Annotated in this window: 16 protein-coding genes; 3 read left to right on the top strand and 13 right to left on the bottom strand. The window is 41.8% G+C overall.

Features of this window, described 5'->3' with window-relative positions; genetic code table 11:
- Positions 1-19: 19 nt before the first annotated feature.
- The gene (gene corA / locus BHE18_RS08100; protein WP_071618058.1) at positions 20-1,015 is read right to left on the bottom strand and encodes a magnesium/cobalt transporter CorA; all 996 of its coding nucleotides are present in this window, start codon (positions 1,013-1,015) and stop codon (positions 20-22) included.
- A gap of 130 nt (positions 1,016-1,145) precedes the next feature.
- Here corA and BHE18_RS08105 point away from each other — a divergent pair, with 130 nt between their 5' ends.
- Positions 1,146-2,303 (top strand): aminotransferase A, encoded by a 1,158-nt coding sequence (locus tag BHE18_RS08105; protein WP_071618059.1) that lies wholly within the window; start codon positions 1,146-1,148, stop codon positions 2,301-2,303.
- A 42-nt stretch (positions 2,304-2,345) separates the two neighbouring features.
- Here the strand turns inward: BHE18_RS08105 and BHE18_RS23185 are convergent, their stop codons facing one another.
- The gene (locus BHE18_RS23185; protein ID WP_169792809.1) at positions 2,346-2,522 is read right to left on the bottom strand and encodes a hypothetical protein; all 177 of its coding nucleotides are present in this window, start codon (positions 2,520-2,522) and stop codon (positions 2,346-2,348) included.
- Positions 2,523-3,410: 888 nt separating this feature from the next.
- Here BHE18_RS23185 and BHE18_RS08110 point away from each other — a divergent pair.
- A complete protein-coding gene (locus BHE18_RS08110) occupies positions 3,411-4,091 on the top strand; it encodes a GNAT family N-acetyltransferase (RefSeq protein WP_071618060.1) in 681 nt (226 codons plus the stop codon).
- Positions 4,092-4,208: 117 nt separating this feature from the next.
- Here the strand turns inward: BHE18_RS08110 and ptsP are convergent, their stop codons facing one another.
- The 11 genes from ptsP to BHE18_RS08170 all read right to left on the bottom strand — a co-directional run bounded on the left by ptsP (position 4,209) and on the right by BHE18_RS08170 (position 13,979).
- Positions 4,209-5,930 (bottom strand): phosphoenolpyruvate--protein phosphotransferase, encoded by a 1,722-nt coding sequence (ptsP, locus tag BHE18_RS08115; protein WP_071618061.1) that lies wholly within the window; start codon positions 5,928-5,930, stop codon positions 4,209-4,211.
- Positions 5,930-6,196, bottom strand: coding sequence for a phosphocarrier protein HPr (locus BHE18_RS08120; RefSeq protein ID WP_032089054.1), 267 nt, complete (start codon positions 6,194-6,196; stop codon positions 5,930-5,932). The genes ptsP and BHE18_RS08120 overlap by 1 nt, the downstream gene beginning before the upstream one ends.
- A gap of 629 nt (positions 6,197-6,825) precedes the next feature.
- The gene (locus tag BHE18_RS08130; protein WP_071618063.1) at positions 6,826-7,089 is read right to left on the bottom strand and encodes a hypothetical protein; all 264 of its coding nucleotides are present in this window, start codon (positions 7,087-7,089) and stop codon (positions 6,826-6,828) included.
- A 106-nt stretch (positions 7,090-7,195) separates the two neighbouring features.
- Positions 7,196-7,978 carry an ABC transporter permease gene (locus BHE18_RS08135; protein ID WP_071618064.1) on the bottom strand — a complete coding sequence of 261 codons (783 nt, stop codon included), beginning with the start codon at positions 7,976-7,978 and terminating at the stop codon, positions 7,196-7,198.
- A gap of 14 nt (positions 7,979-7,992) precedes the next feature.
- Positions 7,993-8,610: an ABC transporter ATP-binding protein gene (locus BHE18_RS08140; protein WP_071618065.1), complete on the bottom strand. Its 618-nt coding sequence runs from the start codon at positions 8,608-8,610 to the stop codon at positions 7,993-7,995.
- Between the two features lie 101 nt (positions 8,611-8,711).
- Positions 8,712-9,989 carry a hypothetical protein gene (locus tag BHE18_RS08145; RefSeq protein ID WP_071618066.1) on the bottom strand — a complete coding sequence of 426 codons (1,278 nt, stop codon included), beginning with the start codon at positions 9,987-9,989 and terminating at the stop codon, positions 8,712-8,714.
- Complete coding sequence (locus BHE18_RS08150; protein WP_071618067.1) at positions 9,959-11,155, bottom strand: DUF58 domain-containing protein; 1,197 nt, start codon at positions 11,153-11,155, stop codon at positions 9,959-9,961. Before BHE18_RS08150 ends, BHE18_RS08145 begins: the two co-directional genes overlap by 31 nt.
- Before the next feature lie 5 nt (positions 11,156-11,160).
- A complete protein-coding gene (locus BHE18_RS08155; RefSeq protein ID WP_071618068.1) occupies positions 11,161-12,093 on the bottom strand; it encodes an AAA family ATPase in 933 nt (310 codons plus the stop codon).
- 97 nt (positions 12,094-12,190) lie between these two features.
- On the bottom strand, positions 12,191-12,928 hold the full coding sequence (locus BHE18_RS08160; RefSeq protein WP_071618069.1) for an SDR family NAD(P)-dependent oxidoreductase: 738 nt from the start codon (positions 12,926-12,928) through the stop codon (positions 12,191-12,193).
- A 147-nt stretch (positions 12,929-13,075) separates the two neighbouring features.
- A complete protein-coding gene (locus BHE18_RS08165) occupies positions 13,076-13,663 on the bottom strand; it encodes a cell wall hydrolase (RefSeq protein WP_071618070.1) in 588 nt (195 codons plus the stop codon).
- A 124-nt stretch (positions 13,664-13,787) separates the two neighbouring features.
- Positions 13,788-13,979, bottom strand: coding sequence for a hypothetical protein (locus BHE18_RS08170; protein WP_071618071.1), 192 nt, complete (start codon positions 13,977-13,979; stop codon positions 13,788-13,790).
- A gap of 173 nt (positions 13,980-14,152) precedes the next feature.
- Between BHE18_RS08170 and BHE18_RS08175 the strand changes: the two genes are divergently transcribed.
- Positions 14,153-14,332 carry a YkvS family protein gene (locus tag BHE18_RS08175; protein WP_071618072.1) on the top strand — a complete coding sequence of 60 codons (180 nt, stop codon included), beginning with the start codon at positions 14,153-14,155 and terminating at the stop codon, positions 14,330-14,332.
- The last annotated feature ends 83 nt before the right edge of the window (positions 14,333-14,415 follow it).

Raw genomic sequence — 14,415 nt, forward strand, 5'->3', positions numbered from 1 at the left:
CTGCGCGTGGCAGATTCAGTTATTTAAGCTTGAGCAGCCTCCTTCTTCTCCTTCTTTTTCTGCCACCAAATTTCAGCCAGCCGATTTTCACGAAGAATCCGAACATGACTGCGGCAATCGCAGCCATTATAGCCAACACTACGAAGTAGCCGTTATGTTCATTGAGTTCCGGCATATATACAAAATTCATCCCATAAAGGCCAGCTATGAATGTAAGAGGCATGAAGATGGTGGTGATGACGGTCAACGTCATCATGATGTTGTTCATTTTATCAGAATTGATGGACAGATAATTGTCCCGGATATCTGCCGAGAATTCACGATAGGATTCCAGCATTTCAACTTGCTTGATCAAATGATCATACACATCATTAAAATACAATTGTTCTTCCTTCAATGAATTCAACCTGCTTGAATTACTGATCCTGTATAGTAAATCCCTCATTGGAACAAGTGTCCTTCTCAATTTGGACATTTCATGACGGATATCGAATAATTCGTCCATCAAATTTGAATCTGATTCTTCATTCGTATTTTCTTCTATTGTATTCAATCGGTCTTCGATGCTGTAGATCAGGGGAAAATACTCATCGACCAGCCTGTCGACAATTCCGTGCATGATGGTGAATGGAGTCAGCTGTACACCTTCTTCTTTTACCAACTTCCACAAATTATCGATTTCATTCACCGGTTCCTTATGGAAAGTAACAATGAATCTGCCATTCACAAAAAGATTCACTTCGTATGAATCCAGTGTATGCCTATTAATGGCGTGCATCAGCACAAATATATATCCATCATAAAAATCCAATTTAGGTCTTTCACTAAAGTCATCCAGACAGTCTTCCACCGCCAGTGGATGAAACTGAAAGAAATGCTTCATCATGCGGATATCCTTGTCGGTCGGTTCGAAAAAATCGACCCAGTACCATTTGACATCGTTTTCCTTCACCTTTGATAAGGGTATATCCTGCAGGATGTCCCCATCATTCAAAATCACAGTCGTCCTGATCATTGCTGCTCACCTTCAATGTTATTTTCTTTTCTAACCATTCCCCGATTCAGAACGTTTCAAACAAATGCATTCCTTTACAGCAGTAAAAGATGATAAAATATGTAGCAAATGAAAAAAGTAGGTGTGCACCTTGGAACAATACTTGAATCCTGACGTGAAAAACATCAAAATATCAGGCATACGAAAATTCTTTAATTTGGTCGCTGATATAGAAGGAATGATTTCTCTTACGATTGGACAGCCTGACTTCCCGACGCCTCTCCATATAAAAGAAGCAGCCAAAAATGCAATCGATGATAACTTCACTTCATACACGCATAATGCAGGGTTTCTTCAGCTGAGAGAAGCGGCTGCATCTTTTATGAGCAGAAAGTATAATGTGCATTATAAACCCGAGTCAGAGGTGATCGTCACAACAGGGGCTTCACAGGGAATAGACGTAGTGCTAAGGACAATATTAGAGCAGGGGGATGAGTGCCTTCTTCCTGGTCCTGTATATCCCGGATATGAACCAATCATTCGCTTATGCGGTGGAAAGCCTGTACATATCGATACCACAAGTAACAATTTCAAGCTTACAGCTGAATCAATCGAGAAGCACATTACAGAGTCTACAAAATGCATCATCCTTCCTTACCCATCCAATCCGACAGGGGTCAGTCTTGATGCAGAAGAACTAAAAGAAATCGCAGAAGTTCTGAATGACAGGAATATCTTTGTGTTGGCAGATGAGATTTACAGTGAACTGACATTTGAAGGCACTCACCGATCCATAGCTGAATTCCTTAAAGAACAGACCATTCTGATTAATGGACTATCCAAATCACATAGTATGACAGGCTGGAGAATAGGGTTTATTTTCGCTCCTGAATCCATCAGTAAACATCTCTTGAAGGTTCATCAGTATAATGTGTCCTGTGCCTCTTCTGTCTCCCAGAAAGCAGCGTATGAAGCTTTGACAAAAGGAATGAACGATGCTCTGGAAATGAAGGATGAGTACAGGGTCAGAAGGGATTATGTCTTTGAACGCCTGAAGGAAATAGGATTTGAAAATGTTGTAAAACCCGACGGAGCATTTTATTTCTTTGTGAAAATCCCGGAACAGATTGAGATGTCATCTTTTGAATTCGCGCTGGCACTTGCCAAGGAACTAAAGGTGGCTGTCGTTCCAGGTGATGCATTCTCAAGCTTTGGCGAAGGCTACGTAAGGATTTCTTATGCATGCTCAATGGAGCAATTAAAGTCAGGACTATCAAGGATTCAGTCCTTCATTGACAAAACCATTTAAAAGGACAGACCTTGGATCCGAATCCAAGGTCTGTCCTTTTCATTACTTAGTATATTCACCGTTGTTTTTAGGTGCTTTTTCTTTTTTTGCTTTATCTTTGTGAATCTTGTTTGCTGCTGCACTGCCCATTTCATGCGCGAATTCTTCATTTAAACGGGAAGAATCAAACCCCTTTTTATTTTTCTGCTGAGGATCATTCTTTTTTGTTCGTTTAGCCATTTTAACAGCTCCCCTTTTCTCTTCTTATGCTTCTTCACAGAAACACTACAAATAGTATTGTACGCCCACTAAATAAGTATTCAATTAAATCCTCCCATAAAAAAAGACTGCCGGATGTAAAACCGGTCAGTCAAAAAAAGGAAAAGGGGGTGTTAGTGAGAAATTAATCTCCAATTTCATGCTTACTTATAGATTACCCCCCTTTTAAAATAACTAAACCAAAAAAAAAACTTTTTTAAAAATTTTTTTGGGTTGTAAATATATATAGATTTTTGCACAATTCCAGCTGTTGATTGGAGTGCAAGACGAAGACTCCAAAGGCTGCGGCATAAGATGAAGCTGTCAGGAAGCGTCCTTTGCCTTTTTGGAGCATTTAGCTAATAATGTAGATATTTTTGGTAAATTATGGAATTAATCCTAAAATTCAAAGATTAATCCACAAATTTCGAAGATGATTGCCCGGAATTGATAGAAAAAGTCTAGTTTTCGAAAGTTTACGGACCAAAATTAAAAGGTTCGCGGGTTTCACCCTTTTCCGCAACCTGCATTATAGCACTCATCTAGCCAAAACGTTGACTACACCTAATACGACGGGTGGAACTATTTCTTATACTGCCTCAAAAAATACCTATAACCTCCGTAAAAAACCGATCACGACCTCGAGGGGCTAGTCGCCGGAGCTGGAGAGGATCTGCTGCAAGATTGCCAAGAGGCGCACGGGCCGCCAACGGAAAGAGAAGCCATGCACGGAAATTCAACAGCGGTACAGAAAAGAAAAATTTTAGTAAGATGGATGTTTTAGAAATATTATTTTTGTGAAATATCTTTAAAAAAGCGCTTTCATAAAGTATAATGAACAAGTAAATTTCTGATAAATGGGGTTCGATCATGTATCGAAAACAACAATTTGTCTTCAGAAACAATCAAATTCATAAGGCCACTATCCGGAACTATACCACTTCGGATTTCAACGGACTCATTGAAATCCAGAAGCGTGCCTTCCCGCCGCCATTCCCTCCGGAATTATGGTGGAATAGAGAACAACTGTCGAGTCATATTAACAACTTCCCATTAGGTGCACTCTGTGTTGAGATTGATGGCAAGATTGCCGGCAGCATGACTGGTCTGATAGTCGATTTTGATCCAGCTCATCCTCATCATACGTGGGACGAAATGACGGATGAAGGATACATCCGCAGTCACAGGGAGCACGGTAATACCCTGTATGTTGTCGACTTGTGCATCGACCCTGAATTCCGGGGATTCAAACTTGGTAAAGAATTGATGAATGCCATGTATGAAATTGTGGTGCATTTGCAGCTTGACCGCCTTCTGGGAGGAGGACGCATACCAACCTACCACAAATTTTCTAAACATTTAACCATTGAGGAATATGTACATAAATTAACTTCCGGGGAGTATAAAGATCCCGTGATCACGTTCCTGCTTCAATGTGGAAGAACCCCATTGAAGGCGGTGAAAGGATACCTTGATGATAAAGAATCGTGTAACTATGGCTTATTGATGGAATGGAAGAATCCATTCATCACCCATAAAAAAAAGGATTGAAAGCTGTACACTTTCAATCCTATAGAAAAGGGGGAAATGAGAATGAAAAGGCCGTTTGGGTGCCTCAACTTCTTATTCTTTAATACATTACCCCCGCTTCAAACAAATAAACATTTATTAGTCATTTGAAACAGCTTTTTCTACCGCTTTGATGACTTCATCATTAGTGTCGAGCTGAAGTACTTCTTCAGCAAGCTTTTTCATATCGCTCTTGTTAAGACGATGGATTTGAGAACGTGCTCTCAAAATGGAAGTAGCACTCATCGAGAATTCGTCCAGTCCCAAACCTAGTAAGATTGGAACGGCAATTTCATCTCCAGCCATCTCACCGCACATACCTGCCCATTTGCCTTCTTTGTGAGCGGCATCAATAACCATTTTCACAAGGCGCAGGATAGCAGGATTGTATGGCTGATACAGATAAGAAACGCGTTCGTTCATACGATCGGCTGCCATTGTGTATTGGATCAAGTCATTTGTTCCGATTGAGAAGAAATCAACTTCCTTGGCGAAAACATCCGCCATGACAGCAGTCGATGGAATTTCAACCATGATTCCCACTTCAATTTTGTCGGCTACGTCTATACCGTTCTCTTGAAGCGCTTTTTTCTCTTCTTCAAGAATCGCTTTTGCTTCCCGGAACTCCTGGAGATTTGAAATCATTGGGAACATGATCTTCAAATTTCCGTACGGGCTTGCTTTCAGAAGGGCTCTCAACTGTGTACGGAAGATGTCCTGTTCATCGAGGCAAAGGCGGATTGCACGATAACCAAGGAACGGGTTCATTTCCTTTGGAAGATTTAAGTATGGAAGTTCTTTGTCTCCTCCGATATCCAGCGTACGCACGACAACCGGTTTTCCTTCCATGCCTTCCAATACTGCTTTGTAAGCTTCGTATTGCTCTTCTTCGGTCGGAAGCTCGTCGCGTCCCATGTACAGGAATTCTGTACGATAAAGGCCGACTCCCTCACCGCCGTTGTTTCTTACACCTTCTAAATCTTTAGGTGTACCGATGTTTGCTGCCAGTTCTACATGCTGGCCATCTTTAGAAACCGTCGGTTCATTGACAAGTTTGGCCCATTTCGCTTTCTGTTCCTCATAGCGGGCATGTTCCTTCTTGTACTTTTCAATGACCTCAGGTGTAGGGTTGATATGTACTTCCCCATTTAAGCCGTCAACGATCACCACGTCTCCATTTTCAATAGAGGAAGTAATCGACTTTGTACCCACCACTGCAGGGATTTCCATAGAACGTGCCATAATAGCGGAGTGGGAAGTCCTGCCTCCGATATCGGTTGTGAATCCTTTAACGAACTGACGGTTTAATTGTGCAGTGTCAGATGGAGTCAGGTCCTCTGCAATGACAATCACTTCTTCAGTCACCATACTTGGGTTGGCTATCTGCACACCAAGTAAATGTGACAGAACCCGCTTTGTTACGTCCCTTATATCTGCTGCACGTTCTTTCATATATTCATTATCCATTGATTCAAACATATTAACAAACATATCAGCAGTTTCTTTTAGTGCAAATTCGGCATTCACACTTTCAGTTTTCACTTTATCTTCAATAGGTGTCAGTAATTCTGGATCGCTTAATACTAAAAGATGTGCTTCAAAGATCTGGGCTTTGTCTTCCCCAAGATCTTCCCTAGCCTTATCCCGGATCGCTTCCAACTCTGATTTCGAAGTTGAAATTGCATTCTGAAAACGAGCAACTTCTTCTTCTGCATTTTCAACAGACTTCTTTTCGAAGTTTAAATCAGGTTCTACCAAACGGTAGGCTTTTGCGATGGCAATCCCGTTAGATGCCGCAATGCCTTTTAAAATGCTTGACATTACTCAGCTAAACCTTCTTTATTTAATGTTTCTTCCAAGCTTTTAAGTGCTTCTTCTTCGTCGCTGCCTTCAGTAATGATTGTGATTTGTGCATCTTTACCGACACCTAGAGACATAACACCCATAATTGATTTTAAGTTTACTTTCTTTTCTTTGTATTCAAGATGTACATCGCTGTCGAATTTGCTTGCCGTTTGAACTAATAAAGTTGCCGGGCGGGCATGGATTCCTGTTTCAGCTGTAACTGTAAATGTTTTTTGTGCCATTATGAATCGACTCCTTATTCTACATTGTTTTTGGTTGCTTCATAAAAGTAATGGATTATGAAGAAAACGTCAACTATTTCTAGTGATTAATCCATTCTTCCTATAAGCCTGCTCAATAAAAAAGAATAGCATGCAATGGCGATATACACAATTGTAAAGCTTTATTTTTTTAGTATTTCATATATTTGCCACTATTATGTTCGTCATTTTAAGTTTCCCCAAAATATGGTTAGTTTTTATGCCGCTGTTATGCCGCTGTTGATTTCCGTGCAGGACTTCGCTTTCCTCGGGTGACCCGCGAGCCTCCTCGGCATCGCCTCCGGGAAGAAAAGCGGAGGCGGCTCGACCTGAGGCGACAAGCATAAGGAGAGCAAGCCGGAAAGGCGTGTTTTGCCTTTTTGGCTTGCTCTCCTTATGACCTCAAGCCTCTAGCTGCCGCAGCTGGACAAATCTCACATTGGCCACTTCTCCCGCAGGAGTCTTCGTCCTGCACTCCAATGAACAGCTGGAAAGGGTCTTATACAGTTAAATTAGCTTTAACAGAAGGAGCAATCCGTCATTAGATACAAAAAAATGAGATATTTCATAATGGTCGAAGTTAGAATCAATTTCTTTTTTCAATATACTTATTATTCCTTTACATCGATAGAGCTGTTTTTAAGCAGCGTATTATATCCGATCCTGGCTTTGATGACTGTTCCGCTGAGGGTTGATTGGTGGTCTTCGGAGATATTGGTGTATACGTTCACCAGGTCACAGATGCATCGCGCGAATAACTCAGAGACTTGCTTCAAGTCTCTCGCTTCATAGTTTGGGTCATCTTTCATTAACTCTTCTATCACATCCATCGCCAGACTTTTCACACGAAGTGCCTGCTCCGTTTCATACTTCATAAAAAATTCCTCCCTATTCTTCTTTCTCTATCATATGCAGACATATAGGGTGAAAAGAACAGGAGGACTCTTCTTTCTATCATTTATACTAAAATAGAAGATTAACCTAAATATTCAGTTGAGAATGCTTAGTGAAAAGGAATTTATAGCCTAAGTAAATGAAAAGGATGACCGTCAACGCAACACTCCCCACGATTCCGAGCAAGATGGCGATCTGATACTCAATGGCCACCAGCGGGCTGACGCCTGAAAGAATCTGACCGGTCATCATTCCCGGCAAGAAGATGATCCCCATGCCGATCATATTATTGAGGGTGGGAAGGATGGCCGAGTCGAATGCATTATCAACATATTTCTTGGATGCCGCTTTTGGTGTTGCTCCCAGCATCAATGCACCCTCAACTATTTCTCTTTGGTCTTTCAGCCCTCCGAGGAGGGTATTGAGCCCCAGTGTGATGCCTGTCATGGAATTCCCCACAATCATCCCTGCAATCGGAATGAAATAACGCGGTTCGTACCAGGGGGTAAAGTGAATGACTACGATATTGAAATAAAACAGGCAGCCAAGTGTCCCAACCGTCATCGCAATACTGACAGTAGTTTTCAGCTGTTTACTCAATTCGTGTTTCACCTGCTTAAAGACATTGCGTATTGCGAATACCTCCATGACTAAAATGATCAAAAGGGTCAGCCACGGACTTGGGTTATCAAATATGAACGTAAGGATGTATCCGGCAATGACCAATTGGATTGTCATTCTCAGGGATGCTATGATGATTTGCTTTTCCCGCGAAATCCCTCTGAGCTTTACGATGATTAACAAGAGCAGGATGAATGCATATGCTGCAAGGAATCTCCAAAGCTCGATATTGATAATTCCTTTTTCCACCTGATAAACGCCTCCTATCTTTTAGTGATCTTAATTATCTCATCACCATACGTATCAGCAACATTCTTTGAATGAGTCACCATGATCACTGTCCCCCCATGCTCCCCCGCTGCTCCAATGAAGCTTTTCATCACTTCTATTTCTGTCTCTTCGTCCAATGCGGAGCTAGGCTCATCCAGCAGATATATTTCCGGTTGCATCAGCAGGACCCTCCCAAGCGACAAACGCTGTCTCTCGCCGCCGGATAACTCTTTTGCATCTGTATCCAGATCCTTGTCCAGTTTCACTATTTTCAGCACCCTATACATATCGTCACGGTTTGCGGTTTGCTTTTCAGAAAAAATCAAGCCTTTTTGAAGATTTTCTTCTATTGTGTCGCCGAAGAGTAAAGGAGTCTGAGAAATCATCACTATTTTCCTTCGCAGCTTCACCGGATCCATATCCTTGATTGGATTGCCCTTATAATGAATATTGCCTTTATCAGGTATGTACATTTTATTGAGCATTTTGAGGAGGGTGGATTTACCAGCACCGCTTTCTCCTATTATGCATGTATTTTTGTTTTCTGGAATATCCATTTCTCCAATATTCAATATATCCTTGTATACCAAGTCTCTGATGGTAAATAACATGACGTGCACCTCCCTTTTCGTTATACACTGTTATTTTACCCTATCACTAACCGAAATAAAAAAGCTGATGCGGTCTGCTTTCAATATCAGGCCGCATCAGATTATTTTTCCATATACCTGTCTCGCAATATAGAAATATGTTGTTTTACACATTGTAAAAAAAAGGATACTTCTTTTTCATCCGGTATCTTTGTTCCGTATCTGACTGTTTCATATAGACTAAAGAAACTTTCATCCTCGTTCATTCCCATTCTTGCAAACCAGCTTCGGATGTTTTCGTTGGATTTCCTGCCTATTTGCTTCGCAGCTGCCTCTTTTTCCAATTCCTTCACCGCTTGCCGGATTGCGTTTCCGGCTTCTGAATAGTGGATTATGGCTGAATAATCCTTTGGTTGAATTTTTCCTTTCTTCACCTTGGTCATCAGAGGGGCAATCTGTCCATCTGATTCTATTTCGTACGTTATTTTTCTCTTTTTAACGAAATAGATGATGACGGCCAGGATAAAGATGCCGATCAATATCTCGTTCAGCCAAGGAAAAGACATTCCTTCATAGAAAGCCGCTTGCTGTGTCTCGTCAATTTTTTCTTCCGGTAACTTAAGACCAAAACCAGAAAGCGTATCCCTCGAAATCTTACTCATGATCCAATCCCTCACCTTCTCTAACAAAGCGAAAAGAGGGTTGACAAGGAAAGAAAAGAGCCAGAATACTTTATTTAAAATCCAGTAAAACCCGCTTCTGGCATAAGTACTGAAGACAGATAAAACACCGCCGGCCGTTAACACGATGAGCAATACGCCAAAGGGTTTCATCAAATTAATCTTATTATCACTTGCTTCCCCGCTGCCTCCTTTCAGCATCCTTTGGATGCTGGTCACGGTTGAAACGAGGGAAAATAATAAAAGGATAAGGATCATTATGATCAAGCCATTCCCCAAATCCCTTGCATTGCCTATGATAAGCGAACATGCAGACAGACATAGAAACCCCAGTACCATCGAGCTTGAAACCTCAATTTGATCATCTTCACTTTGAAAATATGAGCCTATTCTCCAATGAAGAAATAATAGGATAACCGCCGTCATCCACAGGGAAATGTTGAACAGAAAGAAACCTGCTGCCCCTGAAATCAGAAGGACTGAGTACAGTATCAAGGAATGAATGCCTTTCTTCTTAACCCAAATGAGCATGGCAGGGTACAAGAAGAGAAACACAACTGATATAAACGGGACGTATCGGGTCAGGATGCCTTCCTTTTCGACCAGCAAGGTTGAGGTGAGCATCACGAATAGAAGATCCACGCCAAATAATAGTGCTATTTTAAGCAGAAGATGCTGCTGTCTGCTGGTCAAGAAGGAATTTTCGATCTTTGTTTCCATAACGTGACGACTCCTTGTTTACCTTCAATATGCAATGAATAAATTTCCCTGTGTCCTGTTTTGATTTTCATCAACCTATTCTCGCTTTCCATTGAAAGTATACCTGCCGTGATCAATACAGAAGGCACAAGCTGCCTGATGGAAAGATGCTGCAGTACAATATGAAACGGTATAGTCGCATCATCCGTAGATAATGCTGATAGTATTTCCAGGGCTTTTTGCTGATGTTTCCTGCCTGTACCCGAAGGCAGGTAATAAAACGGGGTGATTCCCTGACTCCCGATATTCACCACAAGTGAGAATGAAATTTGCTGCCCGACAGCAAGATGCATTAAATAGGCAGTATGTTTTATGATCTTTTCAAGGTCCCTCGTAATCGAATATTTCTCTGAAAGGTTTACGGCAATCATCCATTCTTTCTTAACCGCGGGTGCGAAGACTTTTGTCTGCAAGGTTTGTGTCCTTGCGCTTGCTGTCCAATGGATGTCCTGAAATCTGTCACCAGGTACATATTCCCTCGTGCCTATCGGTTGAAAAACATCATAAAATAGCGAATGCAGGGCAGGTACCTCGCCGATATCATGTGAGTCATGGTTATTTTCAAGCATGACAGGGGCAGGGGCTGGAAATACCATGATTGTAGATTTAACCGGTTCTGCCAGTTCCATAAGTACTTTACCGCTTCCGAATAAATGTGGAATAAGTATTTGTACTTTCGTCAAACGGCATAACCCCCTTCTTTTACCAACAATCGGCAGAGAGACTTTTCCACATTCCCTCCTTCCCACCGAGAAGGGGATCGAGACTTCTATGTTCCCGCCATGATATGTTTCAAAGGGATGATCCGCAGGTTCGACGATGTCTTTGAATGTAAGTCTTATAGAAGCACCCCACAACGGCATTCCTTCATTGTCAAAATGGATATCCCAGTGACCTTTTTCTTCTGAGTGAAGCCGGACGCGCTTTGGCGGCTGCTTTATTTTCAAATTCTTCCCGATATTTTCGAGATACCATTTATGGATTCTGAAATAGACGATACATAGCAGAAATATTCCCGCACCGGAATAAAACTGAAAAAATAAGCTTGCTGCTGTCAGAATGATTAGCAGAATTTCACTTAATGCGTTATATGGTCCCTCCTCGATCAATTCACGCTTCCAGTTCACGCGCGTTACCTCGTTTCAACAGGGAGAATAATTGTATTGATCAGTCCAGCTATGACTTCTTCCTCGGACTTGGTCAACGAAGCTTCTGCAGTTAATTGAATTCTGTGCTGCAGGACATAAGGGGCTACATGCAGAACATCTTCCGGCCTGACAAAATCTCTCCCTTCCATGAAAGCCTGGCCCTGTGCTGCTTTAAGCAGGGCCAGGCTTGCACGTGGACTCGCTCCTACTTCAATCAACTCATGTTCCCTCGTGCCCCTTGTCATTTGCAGGATATATGACTCTATGTCAACTGAAACATGTACTTCTTTAACTTCTCTGGACAAAGCCTCTACTTCCTCTAAACTCATGACGGCTCTCACTTCATCCAAAGGCTGTACCGATTTAAAGCGGCTCAGGATCATTCTTTCTTCCTCAAATTCAGGATATGTAAATGGGATTTTCAGTAAAAAGCGATCCAGCTGGGCTGCAGGAAGCGGAAACGTCCCCTGCTGTGATTCAATCGGATTTTGAGTGGCAACAACGATGAACGGTGGATTTAATGGAACCGTTTCACCATCAATCGTAATTTGTTTCTCTTCCATTACTTCCAGTAAACTTGCCTGCGTTCTCGGAGTGGCACGGTTGATTTCGTCAGCCAGCAGGACGTTTGCAATCACCGGACCGGTCCGGAGTTCAAATTCCTGGGTCTTGGGATTGAAGAACTGTATGCCGGTCACATCGCTTGGCAGGACGTCCGGGGTAAATTGGATCCTCCTGAACATTCCTTCTATACATTGAGAGAATGTTTTAGCCAGTAATGTCTTGCCTGTCCCCGGAACGCTCTCCAGTAAAACATGACCACCTTGCAGTAAGGCAATCAAAAGCAGGTCTATTTCTTTGTCCTTTCCGACCAGTACCTTGTTCATTTCTTTTTTTATCTCTTTTAATTGAGTCATTCTGATCCCCCTTTTTCTGACCTAATTATAATGAAATAGTAAAAATATAGCAAATATTCATTATATTTCACAGTTCAAGAATCGGGAGTATCAATGGTTAATGTTCATAAATCATTTTTCTCGTCATACCTCCGTCTACAACTAGATTTTCACCGGTAATGAAATCGTTTTCCGGATCAGCAAGAAAACGGCATGTCCTCGCAATATCTTCCGGTTTTCCTACACGCCCGGACGGATGCTGACTGTGATCGATTTCACGCAGGGCGGAATAGTCACCTGTTTCAATCCAACCGGGGCTGATGGAATTTACGCGGATTTTATATTCCCCCAAGGTGATGGCAAGTGAGTGAGTCAAGCTTGCGATGCCCCCTTTGGATGCAGAATAAGCTTCTGTATGAGGTTCAGACATCCGGGCTCTGGTGGAAGCAATATTGATGATTGTACCCCCTTTATCTTTCATTAGTCCGGCAGCCTCCCTTGAGCAGTGGAAGACACTGCTGAGGTTGGCGGAAATAATGGTATTCCAATCCTCGGGCGTCATCTCCCAGAATGATTTGAATTTTGATATACCCGCATTGTTGATAAGTACATCGAGGGAATCGTGGTTCCTTCGAATCGCTTGAAATCCGTTTTTGATTTCTTCATGTGAAGCGACATCAGTGTGATGGAAAACTGCTGAGTATCCCATTTTCACCTGCTCCCTCTCCAGTCTTTCCCCGCCTTCACGGTCTTTATCAAAGAAATGGACTACATCCCCGAGCTCCGAAAAATGCTCTACAAGCGATTTACCGATCCCGTTGGCTCCTCCCGTAATACAGACAATACGCTTCTTCATTCATTATCTCTCCTTCCTCAGTATTGGTAGATTACCCTTTTTGAACAGGCAAAAAAACGGATTCCATAAAAAAAGATTAACCTGCCATTCTTTTGAAATGGCAGGTTAATCGCTTTTAAGTCAGACTAATGCTAAAAGTCACTTGCATTATTTTGCAAATACGTGGTTACCGATTGTCAATATTGTATCGGTTGAAGTGATCCAGCTGCTCGTTGAGGTATCAGGGTTATAGAAAAACAGGGAACCCTGCCCTTGACCTCTGAAGGCAAGCGCCTCTTCTACAGCTCTTTTGGATTCATCTGACGGAGTATTATTGATCTCTCCGTTTTGCACGGGTGAAAAGGCATAATGGCCGTTGGAAACTTCGTATACGACTTCTTTTACTGAATCAGGAAACTCATCCGAATCCACCCTGTTCAGCACAACAGTTGCAACTGCCACCTTACCTGCATAGGGCTCACCTTTCGCTTCCGCTTGAACCAGTTTTGCAAGCAGCTCTTTATCTTCCTCACTTACATCCGTTTCAGGAAGGCTTAAGGTTTGTCCAGGTTGGATTTCATGAGATTCCAAACCGTTTTCTTCCATCAAACCAAGTACAGAAACAGAATTTGCTTTACCGATATCCCAGAGCGATTCCCCTTTCTTCACAGTGTGAACGCCTTCTGCCGCCGCGGCGGAACTAGTAAAAGCAAGCATGCTTAAAGCTGCAATACCTGAGAGTAAATGTTTTCTCATGCTATATTCCCCCTTAACGATATTCACCCTATACATTATCAAGGTTCGTTAAGGATTTCATCCGTTACCTGCTCTAATCAAACCTGCCTATATATCATAATGCTTACAGCACTTTCCTGAAATTTCAGCTTCTTGGAGCATCCATATACTGATATCGCACACTCCCGCCGTGTCCTGCAATCCCCCTGAAATGTTTGAAGTCCGGTTGTTTGACCAGGACTGCCCTGAAAGAAAGAAAATCTTCCTTTTCAACAGAGATTTCTTCTACCTCTTTATTCCTTAAAGCATCCAGCATTTTTACGATTTCGCTCTCCATGACGTATTGAGCCTCCTTCTAAGAATGTCTAATACTATTTTAATTCAGTGTGAGAATACTGCAAACAATAGTTTTTTTAATTAAATTGTTAGAAAACTCTTTACCTTTTAATATATTTAAGTCAAAATATTAGTAATTGTTTGTAGAATTTTGGTAAAAAGGAGATGCCTCACATGAAAAAAGCAGAAATTGGAAATGTCATTGAATTTAAAGAAGGTTTAAAAGGAGTTGTAGAAAAAGTAAACGAGAATTCTGTCATTGTCGATCTGACTTACATGAAAAATTACAGGGAACTCGAACTTGAAGAGAAAACGGTTGTGAACCATAAGAACTATAAAATTATTGAGCAATAATCATTCCCAATATTATAGAGGTCGCCGGCTGCTATAACATCTCTTTACTCCACGCATTTGCCGGCGTGGACGACTGAAATGAG

It is taken from the genome of Rossellomorea aquimaris (assembly GCF_001877785.1).
GTDB lineage: Bacteria > Bacillota > Bacilli > Bacillales > Bacillaceae_B > Rossellomorea > Rossellomorea aquimaris_A.

Excerpts from the sequence above, each read along its gene's own strand:
- BHE18_RS23185 (WP_169792809.1), bottom strand. The coding sequence starts at position 2,522 with ATGGCTAAACGAACAAAAAAGAATGATCCTCAGCAGAAAAATAAAAAG.
- BHE18_RS08145 (WP_071618066.1), bottom strand. The coding sequence starts at position 9,989 with ATGGAAACAAAGATCGAAAATTCCTTCTTGACCAGCAGACAGCAGCAT.
- BHE18_RS08110 (WP_071618060.1), top strand. The coding sequence starts at position 3,411 with ATGTATCGAAAACAACAATTTGTCTTCAGAAACAATCAAATTCATAAG.
- BHE18_RS08130 (WP_071618063.1), bottom strand. The coding sequence starts at position 7,089 with ATGAAGTATGAAACGGAGCAGGCACTTCGTGTGAAAAGTCTGGCGATG.
- BHE18_RS08120 (WP_032089054.1), bottom strand. The coding sequence starts at position 6,196 with ATGGCACAAAAAACATTTACAGTTACAGCTGAAACAGGAATCCATGCC.
- ptsP (WP_071618061.1), bottom strand. The coding sequence starts at position 5,930 with ATGTCAAGCATTTTAAAAGGCATTGCGGCATCTAACGGGATTGCCATC.
- BHE18_RS08155 (WP_071618068.1), bottom strand. The coding sequence starts at position 12,093 with ATGACTCAATTAAAAGAGATAAAAAAAGAAATGAACAAGGTACTGGTC.
- BHE18_RS08165 (WP_071618070.1), bottom strand. The coding sequence starts at position 13,663 with ATGAGAAAACATTTACTCTCAGGTATTGCAGCTTTAAGCATGCTTGCT.
- BHE18_RS08160 (WP_071618069.1), bottom strand. The coding sequence starts at position 12,928 with ATGAAGAAGCGTATTGTCTGTATTACGGGAGGAGCCAACGGGATCGGT.
- corA (WP_071618058.1), bottom strand. The coding sequence starts at position 1,015 with ATGATCAGGACGACTGTGATTTTGAATGATGGGGACATCCTGCAGGAT.
- BHE18_RS08140 (WP_071618065.1), bottom strand. The coding sequence starts at position 8,610 with ATGTTATTTACCATCAGAGACTTGGTATACAAGGATATATTGAATATT.
- BHE18_RS08175 (WP_071618072.1), top strand. The coding sequence starts at position 14,153 with ATGAAAAAAGCAGAAATTGGAAATGTCATTGAATTTAAAGAAGGTTTA.
- BHE18_RS08170 (WP_071618071.1), bottom strand. The coding sequence starts at position 13,979 with ATGGAGAGCGAAATCGTAAAAATGCTGGATGCTTTAAGGAATAAAGAG.